14 protein-coding genes are annotated in these 18,370 nt (G+C 58.1%); 2 read left to right on the forward strand and 12 right to left on the reverse strand.

The window, feature by feature from the left end; genetic code table 11:
• The 10 genes from HMPREF1316_RS07985 to rffA all read right to left on the reverse strand — a co-directional run.
• On the reverse strand, positions 1 to 341 hold a 341-nt coding region (locus tag HMPREF1316_RS07985), incomplete at its 3' end, for an IS256 family transposase (protein ID WP_021726516.1).
• A gap of 216 nt (positions 342 to 557) precedes the next feature.
• On the reverse strand, positions 558 to 1,613 hold the full coding sequence (locus HMPREF1316_RS07990; protein WP_021726480.1) for a glycosyltransferase family 2 protein: 1,056 nt from the start codon (positions 1,611 to 1,613) through the stop codon (positions 558 to 560).
• 3 nt (positions 1,614 to 1,616) lie between these two features.
• Complete coding sequence (locus HMPREF1316_RS07995; protein ID WP_198009626.1) at positions 1,617 to 2,771, reverse strand: glycosyltransferase; 1,155 nt, start codon at positions 2,769 to 2,771, stop codon at positions 1,617 to 1,619.
• Positions 2,772 to 2,948: 177 nt separating this feature from the next.
• On the reverse strand, positions 2,949 to 5,774 hold the full coding sequence (locus tag HMPREF1316_RS08000; RefSeq protein ID WP_156901034.1) for a YfhO family protein: 2,826 nt from the start codon (positions 5,772 to 5,774) through the stop codon (positions 2,949 to 2,951).
• Positions 5,775 to 5,857: 83 nt separating this feature from the next.
• On the reverse strand, positions 5,858 to 7,000 hold the full coding sequence (locus HMPREF1316_RS08005) for an ATP-grasp domain-containing protein (RefSeq protein ID WP_021726484.1): 1,143 nt from the start codon (positions 6,998 to 7,000) through the stop codon (positions 5,858 to 5,860).
• A gap of 20 nt (positions 7,001 to 7,020) precedes the next feature.
• The gene (locus HMPREF1316_RS08010; RefSeq protein WP_021726482.1) at positions 7,021 to 8,040 is read right to left on the reverse strand and encodes an NAD-dependent epimerase/dehydratase family protein; all 1,020 of its coding nucleotides are present in this window, start codon (positions 8,038 to 8,040) and stop codon (positions 7,021 to 7,023) included.
• Between the two features lie 9 nt (positions 8,041 to 8,049).
• Entirely contained in the window at positions 8,050 to 9,000 is a 951-nt protein-coding gene (locus tag HMPREF1316_RS08015) for a glycosyltransferase family 2 protein (RefSeq protein ID WP_021726510.1), read from the reverse strand.
• Between the two features lie 215 nt (positions 9,001 to 9,215).
• Positions 9,216 to 9,566 carry an EamA family transporter gene (locus tag HMPREF1316_RS08020; protein WP_021726506.1) on the reverse strand — a complete coding sequence of 117 codons (351 nt, stop codon included), beginning with the start codon at positions 9,564 to 9,566 and terminating at the stop codon, positions 9,216 to 9,218.
• Positions 9,559 to 9,948 (reverse strand): EamA-like transporter family protein, encoded by a 390-nt coding sequence (locus tag HMPREF1316_RS08025; protein WP_021726483.1) that lies wholly within the window; start codon positions 9,946 to 9,948, stop codon positions 9,559 to 9,561. Before HMPREF1316_RS08025 ends, HMPREF1316_RS08020 begins: the two co-directional genes overlap by 8 nt.
• Before the next feature lie 13 nt (positions 9,949 to 9,961).
• The gene (gene rffA, locus HMPREF1316_RS08030; RefSeq protein ID WP_021726487.1) at positions 9,962 to 11,092 is read right to left on the reverse strand and encodes a dTDP-4-amino-4,6-dideoxygalactose transaminase; all 1,131 of its coding nucleotides are present in this window, start codon (positions 11,090 to 11,092) and stop codon (positions 9,962 to 9,964) included.
• 345 nt (positions 11,093 to 11,437) lie between these two features.
• On the opposite strand from rffA, the gene HMPREF1316_RS08035 reads away from it, so the two are divergent.
• Complete coding sequence (locus tag HMPREF1316_RS08035) at positions 11,438 to 13,438, forward strand: DUF6541 family protein (protein ID WP_156901036.1); 2,001 nt, start codon at positions 11,438 to 11,440, stop codon at positions 13,436 to 13,438.
• 51 nt (positions 13,439 to 13,489) lie between these two features.
• On the opposite strand, the gene HMPREF1316_RS08040 is transcribed toward HMPREF1316_RS08035, so the two are convergent.
• Together HMPREF1316_RS08040 and HMPREF1316_RS08050 are read right to left on the reverse strand one after the other, a co-directional pair.
• A complete protein-coding gene (locus HMPREF1316_RS08040; protein WP_232204486.1) occupies positions 13,490 to 15,181 on the reverse strand; it encodes a sulfatase-like hydrolase/transferase in 1,692 nt (563 codons plus the stop codon).
• A gap of 973 nt (positions 15,182 to 16,154) precedes the next feature.
• Positions 16,155 to 17,228, reverse strand: a complete 1,074-nt coding sequence (locus tag HMPREF1316_RS08050) for a metallophosphoesterase family protein (protein WP_021726500.1) — start codon at positions 17,226 to 17,228, stop codon at positions 16,155 to 16,157.
• A 158-nt stretch (positions 17,229 to 17,386) separates the two neighbouring features.
• Between HMPREF1316_RS08050 and HMPREF1316_RS08055 the strand changes: the two genes are divergently transcribed.
• Entirely contained in the window at positions 17,387 to 18,346 is a 960-nt protein-coding gene (locus HMPREF1316_RS08055; RefSeq protein WP_021726505.1) for an aldo/keto reductase, read from the forward strand.
• Positions 18,347 to 18,370 lie beyond the last annotated feature (24 nt).

Genomic DNA, 18,370 nt, shown 5'->3' on the forward strand with positions numbered 1-18,370 from the left:
CTGCGGGTGGAGACGCCCGCGAGGCACATCTCCATCATCGCTTCCCCGGCCGACGTCTCCCGCCCGCGGTGGCGCTCAACCACCTGGGACGCAAAGGTCGCGCCTCTCGGCTTGGGCACGCTGAGCTCGACCTTCCCGGAGATCGTGGTCAGGCCGTGCCTACAGTGCCCGGGCCCGTGCGCCTGCCGCTTGTCCGTGCGCTCGTGGCACCCGGCGTTCGCGATCTGGTCGGCCTCCTCATCCAGGAGCCCGTTGAGCGTATCCTCGACGGTCTTCCTGACGAGCTCGCCGAGGTGCTCCCTGAGCTTGGGTCCATCGAACGATACCATCACGTGTGGCATGGTCCCGCTCCTCCGGTCAATTGGTTCGCTTGGTCGCCTCCAATCGTGCTGGGGTGGGGTCATGTCCCCTATGTGGCTACCCGGTTGTCAAAAGTGCGAAGGAAACTGTACGTCATCCACCCTCATAGGCCTTGCAAACAGGAAGGCGCTCAGGACGCTGCCTCTGCCCACGACCAAGGAGCTCTATGTCTTTGAGGCGTGCGACGGCTAGCTACGCTACTCCTGCAGGTACCAGCCTGAGACCAGCCAGCGATACGTTGCCTTGTGGCCATACCGTGCCAGGTAGAAGGCACGAGCCGCCCGCTTGCGCGCAGCGAGCGAACAACGGCGACCCCCCACCAGACTCAGCGCCAGCGCGCGGTCTGCCGGTATCAGGTTCATAACCTTCACCTGATCAGGCGTCCAATACCTGCCCAGGACGTCTGCCAGCCCATCGGCGACGGCTGCAAAGTCGCCCTGCGGAGCCCGCAGCATCTCCGTCAGCACGAAGTCGAGCGCCCAGCAGACCATCTCGGCACCATACCTGCCCAGCAGTGCCAGGCGCCGCCAGTCCGCAAGGATGTGGTCGACGATGTCCGCGTGCGCAAGCATCTTCCTGCGCGGATCGTTGTTCATGCGATCCATGAGCGACCCGGGACGCGCGGCCTTGTACTCGTAGAGCTTCTTCGAACAGAAGGCGATACGCTCGGCGCGAGGGTACACGGCAAAGCAAAAGACCTGGTCCTCACCAAAGGGCACGTCCTCGTCGAACCAGATCTCATGCTCCGTGAGGAAGCGTGTCCTGCAGGCCATGCGCCAAGCAAAGGGACGGGACTTCTCCTTGAAGAGGACGTCCATCGAAAAGCCGTCATAGACGACGTCGCGCGGGGTCAGGACGTCGTCCAGCCAGGGAACGTTCGGCTCGGCGGGCACGTAGGTGGCACCAAAGGTCAGGACATCCGCCCTGGTGTCGGCAAGCTGCTGCACGATCGTCTCGCACGCCTCGGGCAGAAAGACGTCATCGCTGTCCAGAAAGCACACGAACTCGGAGGTGGCGACTCGGATGCCGGCGTTGCGTGCGGACGAGAGGCCACCGTTCTCCTTGTTGATCACCCTCACGCGCGAGTCGCGCGCGGCCCATGAGTGCAGGCGCTCCAGGGAGTCGTCCGTGGAACCATCATTCACGCAGATGACGTCGATGTCCCTGAACGTCTGAGCCTCGAGGGACTCCAGACAGGCATCGAGGTAGGAGCCCACGTTGTAGACGGGAACGACAACGGAAAGCCTGCCCATACGCTATGCCTTGCCCTGCGCCTTGCGGGCGACCAGCTTGGCGATGCCACCGAGCCCGCCCGCATGCCAGTAGTTCTTGAAGGTGGCGACTTTGCCACCACCGGCGCGCGAGGCGCGCTGCGCGGCATAGAACTCCTTGTTATAGGCAACGTCCCGCAGCTCTTCCACCTGTTCCTTCCAGAAGTACTGGAAGGGGGCGACATCAACGTCCTTGAAGACGGAACCGTCAAGCACGCAGGGCGGGATGGTGCCCCGCTCTATCTCCTGCCGCATCTCGGTGGAGAAGCGCTCCAGGAACTCGGGCTTGAACTGATCCGCCAGCCGGTCGTAGTTCCAGGCGTAGTTGAGGAACTTCACATAGGCACGTACGGGATCGAGCGCGGGCTTGAGATCGGGGCGATCCTCGTCGAGAAAGTGACTCATTTCGGCATGCTCGTCACAGGTGCAGTAGACCTTGCCCTTGGAGTTGACGGAGGAGTGCTCGTTGTCCTGGCGGTAGTGCAGGAAGGCGCGCTCGGAGTAGGCGATGCGGACGCAGCAGGAGAGCACCTTGAACGTGAAGCTGGAGTCCTGGTAGGAGGCGCCGGGCGTTGGCAGGAAGCGGATGTTGTTCTCATCCAGTAAGCTCTTGCGGTAGAGCGCGGACCAGATGGAGGCCTTGCCCCAGAACACCTGGGGATAGTCACGCGGCGCGTGCGGACCCATGCCCACCATCTCGGGCGACGAAAAGGGAAAGTAGACGTTGTTGCGATAGGAATACTCGGGTAGCCCGCAGGTCCAATGCAGCCAAAAGTTGCACTTGAAGACCTCGAGGTCCTGGGTCTCGGCGGCATCCACCATATAGGCAATGCCCTCCGGATCGAGGAAGTCGTCGGACTCAAGGATGGAGACGTAGGTGCCGCAGGCGGCCTCGAGGCCCTTGTTCATGGAGTCGCCGTAGCCACTGTTGGGCTTGTCGATGCAGGTAAAGCGGGAATCCTTGCTCACAAAGCCGTCGATGATCGCCTTGGAGCCATCCGTGGAGCCATCATTGATGCAGATGACCTCGAGATTGTCATAGGTTTGGGTCACAAGCGACCCAAGGCACTGGTCAAGGTAGCGCTCGACGTTGCAGATGGGTACGAGCACGCTCACCAGCGGCTGCTGTGATGAATTCAAGTGAGACCTCCGAAGCACGACGCAGACCGGATGACATGATGCCACCGAGACCGGTTCAGTGTACCAAAAGGTCACAGGCCCCACTCCCCATATCTCCAGAGTGAGGAGAATGTCACGATGCGACAGCAGCTCAGTGCATGTATCTCGCCTCTCATGCCGTTCGTCGCTCCCATCGCATCACTCGTGCTTGCCAGAAACACGCGCAAGCTTCTTGATGAATAGCTTGACGTATAGGAGTGCCAGCAGAAGCCCCGCCCCACTCACACAGGCCCCCACAGCAAGATAGGGCGTTTGGTACCTAAACACCACTCGATGCGATCCTTGACTCAGATGAATGGCCATGAACGCCACATCCGCACGATCAATGTCGACTGGCGTGTCATCAACCGTCGCCGACCATCCCCTCCCATAGGGAACGCGCACAAGGAGCGTACGTCCCTCAGCTGCGGTAACCTCCATTGACCCCTGCATGAGGTTACCGTCTTGAGAATCGAAGGCGAGATCGGTTGGGCCCTCATTGGCAAAGTCTCTCACAAGCTGGGCTGACATAGCCTCATTTTCAAAGACGGTCTCGATTGCCTGCAGGCCATACTGCCCGGCGTTACTGAAGGTAAGCACGATTGATGAGCGCTGCTGGGAGTCCGTTCCAAGGTCAATAACCCAATCATGCTTGTTGCCATACCACGTCTCGAGTGCATTGGCCTGCATGACAGACTCACTTGCCTGCCCGGATGTCACACGCACGAACGCATGCGCATCAAGGGCAGACCTTCCTTGGAAGGAGAGGCCGCGCAACATGAGATAGGCCTTCTCTCCGGCAGGGATGTCCACCGGAAGCGTTACCGTTGCCCCACCGTCGGCAACGTCCACCTCGCCTTCCCCCACCACAGCGGTCTCAGATGGCTGGGAGGCCTCGAGAGCGATGGGTGTCGCATCGGAAATGCCCAGTGCAGGAACGCCGGGAGAGGCCGGAGCGACGGCACCTACCCCATGCTCAAGCACCACACCAGAAATCAGGAGGTTCTGGCGCTGCACCATATTGAGGGCATCATAGAGCGAGCGGGGGTACGTGACGGCATGCAGGGTGCCCAGGCGCACGGGGGCCTCGGCCTCGTAGCAGCCAAAGGTCTGTGAGCCACTATGGTAGGTATCCGCCTGACTCAGCATATAGCCTATGGCTGGATAGGGATAGCTGGAGTCCCCCACAGGCGCCACGAGGCAATCGACACCACTCAACGCCTCGAGTCCAAGGCGCGCATCGAACCCAGTCCATGAGAAGTTGTTGGTGTGACTTATAAGGCCCAAAGAGCTCAACAGCTCGTCTGTCTCGTTGCTGTACAAGCTATTATAAAAGGTGTCACCTGGTGCCCCAACGATGACGCTCGTGTTTCTCTCTGGTCCCATCCCACGCAAGGTGTACCTATCACTGGATGACAGGTTCCTGTCACCTAGGAGGGAAAGTGGCGTATGGGCGTAGAGGCTCGGATAGGCACTGTTGAAGGGTATCGTCTGGCCATATCCCTCCGCCCAGAAGTACGGTCCGAAGAGGGCAAGACAGGAGGCAACCAACGCCCCGCACGTCATGACTCTCCTCACGAGCAGGCCCCGCGGCGGTTGGCACATAACCACAAGAAGCGCAACCACCAGAATCAACGCGGCTATGAGAGGCCATGATGGCGCCCTATGCGTAGCCCACAGTGCCATGGCACCGTAGACAAGCCACAGGACCACGAACCGAGCACGCTCCACCTGAGAGAGCCGTGGCAGCAGAGGCAGCACCAGCACCGTCACATAAGCCAGCAGGAGTGACACGGCCCATGTCCACCGCAAACTTGGGTAGGACATGCCATTGAGGACACTGCTCGGTACGGGAAAGAAGAGAACGATCATGAAGGCGATCGAAAGCACGCGAGCAACCCGTAGTTCGGCGTTGGCAGACGGATGCTCCCGTCGTCTGAGGGCAAACAGGGTAATGGCACACAAGGACGAAAGTGCCAGACCACCAATGGGGGTACCATCCACTCCCGGCCAAGAGACCGAAAGAAATGAGGTCACGAGCAGCTTGTAGTAGCCACGGGAGAACCAGAGAGACAGGGCCCTTTCCACGCCAAGCCTGGTTTGCCCCACGATGCTCATGACGACGGGAAGGAAAAGTGCCATCCCTATCATGGCCCCCAAGACCAACGGAATGGCCACACGCATGAAAAGGAGGATAAACTCCCTAGGCGTACGACGTGCGAAGGTAAGGGCAAACCTCACGCTGCAGTAGAGCACCAGCAGCAGGCACACCTGATATGAGAGGCTAATCGAATTGAGGAAGCAGAGGGCAGTAGCCACGATGAGCGTCACGGGACTCCTGCCATCTATCACCTCATCCACTCCAAGCAGGACAAGTGGTGCGGCCACTACCCATAGCAGAAAGGGTGTCTGTGTGTAGGCGTTTACCGAATAGCCCATGAAGGCATAGCTGAGCCCCCCGACCATGGCCATGAAACGGTCTTTGCCGTGATAGCGGCAAAGCCTGGTGAAGATACCGCTCGCACAGGCAAGCTGCAGGGGAATCGTTAGCGATAGGAGGAGCTCGCCATTCTCGGGAGTGGAGAACACGGAAATGAGGTAAAAGGGGTTGCCCGTATACGAGGAAAGTGCCGTGATGTAATCGGTTCCGTAGCCCAAGAGCATCGTCCACTGGGGCACTTGGAAGGTATGGAGAACGAAGACGTTGTACAGCAGGTTGCGCAACCACTCGCCCTCAAGCAGAAAGAAGGGGTACTGCTGGCTCGTCCCATCAATAGCGTAGATGAAGCCTCTGTGAACGACGAGGGCAGGGCCTGCAAAACAGAGGAACATGAGGGCAAACATGGCACAGTACACCATGATGTAACGATGCTTAGAAGTCGGATGTCTGACATAATGCAAAAGCCTCTTACCGCAAGTCAACTGATTCATGTGGTCTCCGCACACCACGTGTCCCCTCTGGAAGGCTATAGAGTCGCCAATCACTTTACAAGTAGCTTACCTCAGCTTGAGCTGGCAAAGGCAGGCGGATGAGATAGCATGATCCCTATACTGAGGTTTGCCTCTGCCTAACGAGGCGGCAGATAGGGAATCAGGTATCCAAGCGAAGGTGCACTCATGATGAAGAAGCCGCACCGCGACGAGCTGTCGGTAATCCCGTGATCGAACGCCTCGATACCAGACTCACGTACCAAAAGGCCTGAATCGTTCGCGCGAAGGCGCACGAGAGCGTCAAGATCGTCCTGCCCAACGACAAAGCGTATGGCCGCGAAACGCCCTGGGCGCGTAGGTGTCAAATCAGGCTCCCTGCCCATGGCCACATCAACGACGGCACCAACGAAGTCGATGCCACAAGAAAGCTGCACGAGATCAGAGCCGATGCAGTCCCCGCCCATGCGCGAACCAATCTCCACGATGCGGGGATTACCTTGGACATCCACCATGATTTCGGAGTGCGACGCACCGTAGCGCACACCAAGGCCATCAAGCGCATGGGACACGACCACCTTGATGCGCTCAAGCACATCAGGAGCAACCTGACCAGGTTCGATGTGTCCCGTCTCAACGAAGTGCGGGGCACCCGTCGTGAACTTCTTGGTCAACTGCAGGAAGTGATGTTCTCCCCTCCAGGAGATGAACTCAACGGAGAACTCCTCGCCCTCCAGAAACTCCTCCACCACGGCCTTATGCTCCCATGAACATTCCCATGCTGCCCCAAGGGCTGCGTGCAGCTGACCTTCATCGGTGATCTTCCGAATGCCGCGTGAGCCCGAGCGATCGGTCGGTTTCACGATGAGCGGGAAGCTCATGTCGGAGATATCAGGCGCCTCCTCTCCTGCTACAGCAAGAATGCTCTTGGGAGAGGGGTCACCATTGATAGCAAACGTCTCGCGCATGAGGTGCTTGTTGGTTGAGCGCAGCACTGCCTCATCGGAGTTGGCCGTCAGTCCTAGCCTGTTTGCCACATACGTAGCCGTGATGTTATTGAAGTCCGAGCCGATGGTCACCACACCATCGACGCCGATCTCGCGGCACTTCTCGCAGATCAAATCCTTCTCTGCCGTGGAGATGGGATAGAAGACATCGGCCGTGCGCTCACCAACGTCACCGCACTGCCAGGCAAACACATGTGTCTCGATGCCCTTTTCCTGCGCCTTGAGAATGAGGGGGTTCTGAAAGTCGTTTGCGCCAATGATGGCCAGCTTCTGCATATGCCACTCCTAGACGTACCTTACTCGATTCGGGAACCGGCAGAATCTTCGAGGTCGGACCAGCGGCCGCTCTCAAGTTCCTGTCTGTAGTCCCTCATCATGTCAAGGTAGTTCGTATACTCAGGCACGAAACCAAAATCGCGCTTGGCCTTCTCCATGCTGAAGAGGAACGAGGGCGTATTGTTGGGCTTCTCCGGCCTATAGACAATCTTGGATCCCTTGTCCTTGCCAAAGACCTCGATGACCGCCTTGGCTTGCTCCTCGAGATCAAGCTGTGTCCCGCTTGTCATATTGTATAGGCCGTATGTCTTGTCGCTCTCAAGCGCCATGCGAAACGCCCGCGCCACATCCTTGACATAGATGATGTCCCTTTTTATGTGAGGGTCACCCCACAGCTCGATATCCCTTCCAGCCTCGGCGTTCTCAATAAACGTCTGAATGCCCGATTTGTATGGCTTGCCATTGACAAGGATGGTTCCGTGGGGACCCACCCCATAAACCGGTGGGAAGCGAAAGCTCGCACCCTGCATGCCATGTTGCTGGTTGTAGTACTCAATCGTATCGTTGGCAGCGTTCTTCGTAATGACGTACATGGCATGGTCGCCCGCAAAGGAGAAATTACGCGGCTCGTCCTCGGTGATGGCATAACCCTTGCCCCACGCACCAGAAACGTCCCCATAGCTGCAGCTTGAGATAATCTTCCTGATGCCGTTCCTGCGGCAGTATTCAAGTACATGTACCGTACCTATGCAATTGATACGGAAGTAGTCCGCAGCGTTTTCGTGACTCTTGAGATCGGCCTTCGCATTTGCTGGCAGAAGCGCCGCAAGCAGGATGACTCCTTCCACATCCTCGGTAGGTAGCCTATCGAAATCCTCCGACTTGGTGATGTCAAGGTGCACGAACTGGGCACCCATGTCCTCGAGCTTCACTGCAAGTGCATCGTTGCGGCCCGTCGCCACGACTTGCTTACCATTGCGTACCAGCTCGTCAACCGTGTACATGCCAATGAAGCCCGTCGCACCAATGACGATGATCATTGCGCCTCCCTATCCATCACGCTTGCCATCGAAGCCACCCGCATCATTAAGCACTCGAGCTACCACATAGAGCGGGCGATTCTTGGCCTCGTCAAAGATGTTTCCCACATAGAGACCAACGACGCCAACGATACCAATGTTGAGACCACTCAACAGGAACATGGCACCGATAAGGCTCGTCCACCCCACAGCCACGCCTGGCATCACTAGTTTGTAGATCAGAAGCACAATGAGAAACACGAGTGATATGCCAAAAATCACGAAGCCTGTCCTCGTGGCAAGCTTGAGGGGCTTTGTTGATTGGGAGGTAATGAGCTCAAATGCCATGCGCAACTTCTTACGCATGGTATAGGAAGACTCACCTTCAAAACGCTCATCACCTTCAACCTCAATTGCCGTCTGACAAAAGCCCAGCCATTTAATGAAGGTGGTGTAACCGCGATTGTGTTCCCTCAGTCTGCAGTAGGCATCGATGACCTGTCGCGAGGCGATAGAAAAGTTTGAAATCGTATTGTCGTAGGCCCCGTCAGTAAAGTACTCATACACTTTGTAGAACAATCGAGACAGCAACCTGGTGGAACCCTTGTCCTTACGATTGACGCGCCGTACGAACACGGCATCGTAACCTTCCTGTGCTTGGGCGTACAGCTGGGGAATCGCCTCGGGACGGTCTTGGAGATCGCAGTCCATAACCACGACCCAATCCCCCTTGCAAGCATCAAGACCACAGGTAATAGCGCGAATCTGTCCGAAGTTACGTGACAGGTGGATGCCAATCACACGTCGATCCTCACCACAGATCCGGACGATTTCCTCCCAGGAGTTCTGCGGGCAGCAGTCATCCACAAGGACTATCTCAAAGCTCCTGCCCATACCCTCAAGAGCATCGACGAGTCTGCGATGCAGCTCGGGAAGAGCTGCGCGGCAACCGTAGACAGGAATGACGACTGATATGTCCATTATTCTCCTAGCTCCGCCCATATTCGACCGGTGCCTGCAAGAATCCCAAGCATCGCACGGCGTCCACTGATGGGCAGCTGAAGCATACCACATACCCTCCAGCACACCCTCTCTGCATCATCGCCTATCATCCAGCTCAGTCAGTCCCAGACCGTGTCCACGACGTCAACGCAAAGAACAGACAGCATCGGGCAAGAAGAAACACGATGAAGATTCTATACCCCAAGCGCATACACGCAGATGCCACCAATGATGAGCGCCAAAGCGAGCACCTTGCGCCTTGAGACATGCTCCTTGAAGAACATGACGCCAAAGATGGTCACGTACACGTAGCTCGTTGCCTCGAGCACGGGCCCCAACGACAGTGGCACCACTTTGTAGGCAAAAAGTGTGCAGAATGTCGCCGCAAAAAAGATGACATAGCCCGTGACAACGAGCGGGTTGAGGTATTCCTTGATGGTGCTCTCATACGTCTTGAGTGCAGACTTCTTAAGAAGTACCTGCGCAACGGCACTGATAAAGGTGCCAAAAAGATACAGGAGAGCATAGGGGATGAGCTCACTCATGAATCTCATCCCCCTCTGTTCCATCAAGCGCATAGAGCACGATGCCCACGATGATGATGATGGCACCAGTCAACATGAGCGCTGTCACGCGCTCACCAAAGAACAGTGCCCCCCAAACGATGCCCCACACCACGGTGATGGCACGGTTGGCATATGCGAAGGTCAAGGGGAGGCGCTTGATTACCTGCTGCCAGGCAAGCGCATAGAATGCCAGAATGAGAAGCACTACACCGTAGAACATACAAAACGGCAGAGAGAGGAACTCCTGCCGCGAGGCAAGCTTGCTAGCCACACCCGAAAGCGAGAGCACCAGCAGCACACCATGCAGCAGGAGAAGCACCTTCGGTACGGCCTTGCGCCCGCCCGGGGCACCCTTTCCCATACCGTGCTCCCTACTAGGCAAAATAACTCCTGATGGCATCGACAACCGTAGCGCGATCCTCCTTGGAAAGGCCATAGTACATGGGGAGACGTGTCAAACGGTTGCTCTCCCTGGTGGTGAACTCATCCATACCCGCAAAGCGCCCATAGTGCTTGCCTGCTGGAGAGCTATGGAGCGGGATGTAGTGAAACGTGGATTGCACGCCATGGTCCCGAAGGTAGGAGATGAACTCCGTACGCTGTTGGAGGTCTTCGAGCTTGACATAGAACATATGGGCGTTGTGCTCACATCCCTCAGGGATGAGGGGTAACTCCAGCTTGCCCCCTTCAGCCAATGGCTTGAGACCGTCCCAATAGCTCCGCCACGTGGCCAGCCGATCCCGATTGATTGCCTCTGCCACCTCAAGCTGGCCCCACAGATACGCGGCATTGATGTCGCTTGGAAGATAGGAGGAGCCGTAATCCACCCATGTGTACTTGTCTACCTGACCGCGCAGAAAGCGCGAACGGTTGGTACCCTTCTCACGGATGATCTCAGCTCGCTCAACACATGACGTGTCATTCACCAGGATGGCACCACCCTCGCCCATGGAGTAATTCTTGGTCTCATGGAACGAGTAGCAACCAAAATCGCCAATGGTCCCTAGGGCCTTGCCCTTGTAGGTGCTCATGACCCCCTGAGCGGCATCCTCGACCACCTTGAGGTCGTAATGATGAGCGATGTCCATGATCGTATCCATCTCGCAAGCCACACCCGCATAGTGCACGACAACGATGGCGCGCGTGCGAGCGGTGATGGCTGCCTCGATCTTGGACTCGTCGATGTTCATGGTATCTGGACGGATGTCCACAAACACGAGCTTGGCCCCTACAAGCACAAAGGCAGTCGCTGTAGAGGAGAAGGTAAAGCTCGGGAGAATGACCTCATCGCCCGGGTTGATGCCACACAGGATGGCCGCCATCTCGAGTGCCGTGGTACCACTCGTCGTGAGAAGAGACTTCCTAGCGTTGAAATGCTCTTCGATCCATGCATCGCAGCGCTGGGTGAAGGGACCATCCCCACAGATCTTATGGTTGTCCTCAACGGCTTCGCGGACATATGTCATCTCGGTGCCGACCAGTGGTGGGACATTGAAGTTGATCATGTGCAGTTCCCCTCTCAGCTCAGACACCGCCCTTGGCAGCATAGATGGTACAGCTTCGTACGAGCTTACTGTACTTTTGATAATGATTGCGCCTTTGCGTCAGAGGGACACATGAGGTGACACCCCCGTCATCGATACAAGCCAGCCACATCGGTTGGGACAAGACTGCATGAGCCCCGCTTGCACGTTTAGATGGCTCATGCACAAATCGGTGGTGCTCATTCTCGCCCAGAATGACCATACGAGGAGGTCTTGTATGATGGGCATGCTCTGTACAGGAATGCACGATGTCCTCCTGCAGCATGGCCGTTAGAAAGGCATGTCCTACCTATGTGGTCACTCTTCATGCTTGCACTGCTTGTCACTCTTGCGCTCCTTGTTGTTCCGGGGTTCCTTGCGGCTCGCATACTCCCTGTGGACAGCAAGACCGCCCTTCTTGCCGCACCACCTATTTCACTTGCCATCTATGTGGTCATGGGCCTTGTCTGTACGCATCTACACGTAGACGCCACCCCCTGGAACATGGCCGTCTTGCCCAGCGGCATACTCGCGCTTGGGCTCCTTATCAAATCGAGAAGCCACAAAGCCACGTCAGCAAGGAACGGCGATGCCGGGAAAGGCTGGCTGGGCTTCCTGGGCGTTCTTGCCCTGTACCTCATCGTGGGCATCGCAATGGGAGCATTCTTCTTCCTGAGGCTGCTGCCCTCCCCCGATGTCGCGGCCCAGGCGTACGACGTCACGGCACATTATGGCTCCGTACGCTCGATGGTCGAATCGCATGTGCTCGACCCCTTCCACAGCACCCTCTATGTACTGCAAGACCAAGCATTCGACGTCATGCCATCGCCAGGCGGCTTTTATCCCAGCGTATGGCATCTCGCGTGCGCTCTTGTGGTCATGACGACCGATGCCACCGTTGGGTGTGCCATCAATGCCGTCAACTTTACCTTTGCCTTCATGGTCTTTCCCATGGGCATGCTCCTGCTCCTCAAAACCATCGCTCCCGATAACACCAGGGCCATCGTCTTTGGGTCCATCGGTTGCCTGAGCATCTTCTCGTTCCCATGGATTCTGTTCGTCTGGGGCCCCCTATTCCCCAATATGGCAGGCTTCTGTCTGCTGCCTACTGGTGTTGCCCTCCTTGTCACGGCCACAAGAGCCAATCAACAGTTGCGGCAACGCCTGGGCCATAGTACGCTCTTCCTGATGTCCTGTGTGGGCATTGCCACCTTGCATCCCAACATAGTATTCTCTCTCGGTCTCATGGCAGTCCCCTGGCTAGCGCATCGCATGTTGGAGCAGAGGAGCTATCGTAGCTTCGCAGGTACCATTCCAAGCCCCATCTGTACCCTGGCCTTCTTGTTGTTGTGCTGTGCGGCATGGTTCTTGGCATGGAGGCTTCCCCCCTTGCAAAGTACCGTCACCTACGTCTGGCCACCCTATGCCACGCCTAGACAAGAGCTCATCAACATTCTCGAACTCTCCTACACCAAGGGCCATTACTATGTCCTGCCTGCTCATATCGTTCCAGCAGCGCTCGTAGCCATTGGAGCGGTCCATTGCGCCCACACCAGAGAGCATCGCTGGCTCCTAGTGGCATACCTGCTTGCCGCGCTACTCGTAACGGTCACCGCTACGGCCACGGGTACCTTACGTAGCCTGCTGACGGGCTTTTGGTATACGGACGCCTTCCGCGTCTCCGCCATGGCCGCAATCGCCGCCATTCCTCTCCTGTGCCTTGGCGCAGCCAGCACGCTGGCATTCGCTGAAAGGCGCCTCTCGCGGAGGCGCCTCGATGAGAGGTCGTATCTGGTACCTGCCGTGTGCGGCGTGGCGTATCTTGCCCTCAGCTTGTATCCTGGCATATCGCTGCCGGGCAATCGTCTCGTACAATCCCCCCTGGCAGCATTCGCCCCACCTGTGCAGGAGTCGTATCTCCCCAATCCCTATGAGGGCTTCTTGGCCAAGGTCTCGGCAGCCACGGGAAACGACCTCATCATCAACGATCCCTATGATGGCAGCATTGACACTTATGGCCTGTATGGCATGAGGGTGTACTACCGCTATTTCGCTGGCTACGGCACTGAGAAGGAGACGCCTGAGAGCATCCTTATCCGCACTCGTCTTGACCAGATTGCCTATGACCCTGATGTGCGCGCAGCGGTAGATGCCGTTGGTGCAAGATATGTCATGGCACTCGACGAGAGCGGCGCATATGGCTCATTCACGCGTTCCGCACGCATTCCAGGTGGATGGGACGGCATCAGGCGCATCACCGACAAGACGCCAGGATTCACCCTTATGCTCATGGATGGACCCTGTCGTCTCTATCGGATAGATGACTGATATGCCTAGGCTCATCCATGGAGCCGTCTCTGGGCGGCGCGCGGTCGGTTGTTAGGTGGCCTGCCCGCCAGGATCCGGCACCTCACGCCAGTTGCCCATGACGCGCATGTCAGTATGCACTGCAAACCATACGCCTGGCAGGAAGGTCGTCCCGTTGTTGGCGCTGATGTCCCAGTCCCATGAAGCCAGGATGTACTGGTCGTGTGCATATTTCTCTGCATTAGAGATGGGCTTACCGGTAAAGGGGTTGGTGGGGTTGGAAATCACACCCCGCGTAGCCATCGTCGGAACGTCTGACTGCGTCATGAAGCCTTCGTCTGTCGTGAACTCCGTGGCATCGAAGTCCTTCTCCATAAGCAGGGGAGCATAGAATTCCGTATCGTAGAGGCCATTGTTTCCCGGCAGAATGCGACTGGCGAGCTGATGCAGCGGACGACCATGATCGGAGCAGATGATAATGCGCGTATTGTCATACACGCCCTGTTCGCGCAGGTAGTCCAGCCAACGGCCAACTTGCATGAGCGCAGCCATGTTTGCCTGATAGTGCATGTACTGATCGCTGTTCTCACAGATGAGCTGCTCCCCATTCACGGTAAAGCGACCATGGTGTTGTGCCTCATATGCAGTGTTGTCCACATGCTGTGTCGGCGTGTAGGAGGGTTCCTGCAGAATCATGGGGTCGTGCGTGGCATCGTTCGCCATCATCAGGAACGAGCCGGTAATGGAATCGTCTATGCGTGTCATCGATGTCAGGTGGTTGAGCGCATAGTACGACTGTAGGAACGCATCCGTCCCGCCGTCTGCGGTCAATGCGTCATCGGACACCGTCTGGCCAGATGCTGTCGACACGTTAAGAGGTATGCCCGTCCCCGAAGCGTCACCGTCACCATACGTGTACGTAACGCCAGACGCGTACAAGGGCTGACGACACGGCAGCGGACAGACGCGCGCGACGGCCAGATAGAACAGGTCACAGCTGATGCCCGTTATCTGTTGGCTGTCTGACGCCATGCCCGTAAAGTACCCCATGGTGTTATAGGTGTGGACATTGGGGTAGGGGTCATAGATGGAGAGGTCAGGTTCCCACTGGTAGCCCGCATACGGAGGGTCGCATACCGTCACGTCATAGCCACCCTGGTCAAAGATGGCCGGCATCACCGTAAGTGCCTCGTCGTGCTTGTCCTGAAGCCTCTCGGTGCTACGCTTGTTCATCTCCACAGGCGTGTACTCATAGCCACCAAAGAGCGCTGGTACACCAAAATTGGTGAAGCCGCCGAATGACATCGTGTTGGGATAGTACGTAAAGCCAGCAAACTGTTCTTTGAGCTCGGGCTTCTCGTTCATGATATAGGGAATGTACTCGCTCATTCCGCGATCGAGCATGAGGACCACTACGTTTTGACCCGTCTTGCTCAACGTGAACTGAGGCTGCTCGGTTTTCTGCGCAGCGACTTCGTCTTCCGCGGCTGCCAACTTGTCGGGAAGGGCAGTTGCATGCAGGATTGTTGATCCTGCCATAGCAGTGGTAGCCACAGTAAGGATACCGAGCGTAATCCGCGGGAACCGGCGACTCAGGAACCCTGACACTACACAAGTGGCCAACACCGCAGCAATGTTGGCGACAATGAGCGTGAGATCCATGGCTGGCGTGAAGTCTGAGGCATATAGCATCGAAACGGCTTCACCATTGGTACCAAAGAATCGATAGTCGATGATGGCAACGCAGGCAAGCGCCACCAGCATGACTTCCAAGAGACATCTATGCCGCCTGCCAGGAAGTGCATAAAGGATGATGGGCCACAGCAGGAACGTGCCAAGCGCAAGACACAGGGGGCGTTCGACAAGCGCGAGTATCTGTGATGAGTCTGTGGCACTGCCAACGAACTTGACTGCTTGAGGCATGACCTCGATAAGGCCCACGGGTATGACCACGCCAGTCAACACCACGAGCACAAGGCAGCTCGCCAAGAAGATGACCCGGGATAGAGGACGACTTCCGCGATCGTGAGCTGGAGGCGTAGCATCTCTCTTCTTTGCTTGCACCTTCCTGATGGAGTCACCCGAATGCAGTACCCCCATCCTATGGAAGGTTCCCATGACCACCATTACCGCGATGGCCATACCAAGTACGAAGCAAAGAGCGATGGGGCTATGGATCAGTCGATTGAGGAGCGTTACACAGAGCACAAACGCCATTCGCAGTGGCTCAACGATTATGGCAAATGACACGTCAAGCAGACTCATGGAGTGGCAGCCCTTCTACCATCGGGAACACAGTCTCGGTAGCACAATCACGCTTCAGGATAGCACCGTGTGCCATAGGGACATGCCCCACATCGCTGCCCTGAGACGCCACGTCCCAGATGAGCCTCATCGTGAACGACATCTTCGAGCAGCGCATGGCCAAGCACAACCTGTAGGACAGGACCGCATGCGAAGGGCCCCGGCCAGAGCGGGCAGGGGGCCCTTCGCGTCACGTGCCCTACTGCCTCAGGAAGCCCTGGTCCTTGGCGGGGACGCCCACCTCGTCCGAGACGTGGCGCTTGGCACGCATGTGCAGATCGTGCTTGTCACGCAGCCTGGCAATCGCCTCCATCGCCGGCGAGGCGTGGTGGCGGTCAATGGCCTCCTAGCCGTGCCATCTGCGCCCCTGTAGTACAGGCTCATCGTGATGGCCATGCGTCATCCCCCGTCTCATCGCCCGAAGCGTCTGACATTACGCAAACTGGTAGGTCGCGCCACCCAAGTCGTCCTCGAAGGAACGCGTCAGGAAGTTGCGCAGGCGGAAGCGGATGCAGGACTCCCACACCGTCATCTCCCAGCCCAGGGAACCGTACGTGCTGATGTCGGCCGCCCCCGTGGTGTCGTCGTCGACGTTGTCGATGCAGTAGGCGGTCGAGCCGGTGCCCACATAGAGCGGTCCCTCTCCCTCAAGCTGCAGTGTGTCGGGCAACGCATGCGTATGGCCCGAGAGGAAGACCACGTTGTCGTAGGCAGCGATGTGCTTGTGCAGGTTATCGTTGTCCTCGTCGGAAAGCGAGTCCGTGTGACCGAAGTCACCGGGCTCCGTGTTGCGTACCGTATCGTGCAGGGGCTCATGCAGAAGCACGAGCGAGACCTTCCCCGCGTCCCTGTCGGCATGCACCAGGCTCTCCAGCCAGCGAATCTGACCGCCCGACACGGAGAAGTTGTTCCAACTTCCCTTTGGGTAGCGGTCGGGACCCATCATGATGAGGTGGACGCCGCTGACCGTGCGGTCGTAGTAGGGATCGGGCTGATCCGCGATGCCCACCTGATCCCTGAAACGATCCGTGAGGTTGGAGACCGCCTCCTCGCTCTCGTTGGAGTCGTATTGGTCATGGTTGCCAATCACCAGCACGAAGTGGTCGGGATACGAGAAGCCCGCGGCCTCGGCCAACTCGGCGAACTTCTGATACTCCGTGAGCTCGCCGTTGTTGGTGATGTCTCCATTGACGATGATGGAGGCGTTCTCGGGACAGAACTGGGAGATGTCCTCGAACGTGTTTTGCAGACGGTCGACATAGCCCTGTCTGTCGAGGTCGACGTGCGTGTCGCTGATGACCACGAACTTTGCCAGCGCCTCGGAGTCGTCTGGTGGGTTGTCGATCTTCTTGGCCTGGTTGAGGGGGCCGTTGTAGCGGGGGTATCCCCTCCTCTGCCACGGGAGGCCAGGGGACACGTCGCATCCCGCAAGCGCAGCCGCAGCAAGCGAGCCAACCGTGACCCCCGAGATCTTGATGAACTTCCTACGATTCATGTCGTGTCCCATCTCACCCTCCCATTCATGCCTTGGCGCCAGCAAATGTGCAGTTGAGCCCAGGTTTTGGAGATTATAGCGAACGAATGGCCCCCGGGACGCTGGGTTGGACCACTCATAGCCGTTACGTATACTTGTCTCAAAACTCATGAGGAGGGTGGTATACGGTCATGGACATCATGCATCCCAAGATCGTCATTGGCACCAACTCCTGGGGATCGCCCCTGTACGAGCAGGTCGTGCGCGGCTCTGCCGTGGACGAGGGCACCCTCGCCGCAGCCGTCCAGGAGGCGCTCGACCAAGATGTCGCGCTCTTCGACACGGCACGTGCCTACGGCCTAGGCGCATGTGCCAAGATCATGGGCAGGGTGCTGCCCGACGAGGCGCATGTCTCGGCCAAGTTCACGCCCATCGGTCGCCATCGCGCGGGCAGGCTCATCGACTCCTTCGAGCGCGACGCGCGTGACCTCGGCCGCGACTACCTCGACGTCTATTGGCTGCACCTACCCAGCGACATCGAGGGCAACCTGCTCGAGGCCGTGGCGCTCAGGCAGGTGGGCCTGATCGGCCACATCGGCGTCTCGAACTTCAGCCTCGCGGAGTGCCAGCTGGCACAGGAGTTCCTTGCCCGCTTCGACGTTCCCCTCTATGGCGTGCAGAACCACTTCTCGCTCGTCTCGCATGGGCCCGAGGAGCTTCGGACGCTCGCCTGGTGCCAGGAGCAGGACGTCCGGTACTGGGGCTGGGCGACGCTCGAGGAGGGCCTGCTCGCCAAGGCCAGCCTTCGCCTGGCCTCCCTGAGGGACCGCGAGCAGCGGCTCGCACGGCTCTACAGCGTCATGGAGACGGTGGGCAACGACCACGGCATCAACCTGGCGCAGGTGGCCATCGCCTACTGCCGCACGCGGGGAGTCGTGCCGATGGTGGGGTGTCGCAGGCCCGCACACGTGCGCGAGGCTGCGGACGCTGCGCGTGTGGGGCTCACACACACGGAGGTCGAACTGCTGGAACAGGCGGCCGAACTCTGCGGCGTGGAGGGCATCTCTGGATCGTGCGAGGTTTTCCGGCGGCTCATGTCTCGCGTGCGGACTGGGGCCGGTACGCGAGACGACCTCGGCAGGAGCGCCTAACCCGACTGGCAGGAGTCCTCGCAC

The organism is Olsenella profusa F0195 (assembly GCF_000468755.1).
Lineage (GTDB): Bacteria > Actinomycetota > Coriobacteriia > Coriobacteriales > Atopobiaceae > Olsenella_F > Olsenella_F profusa.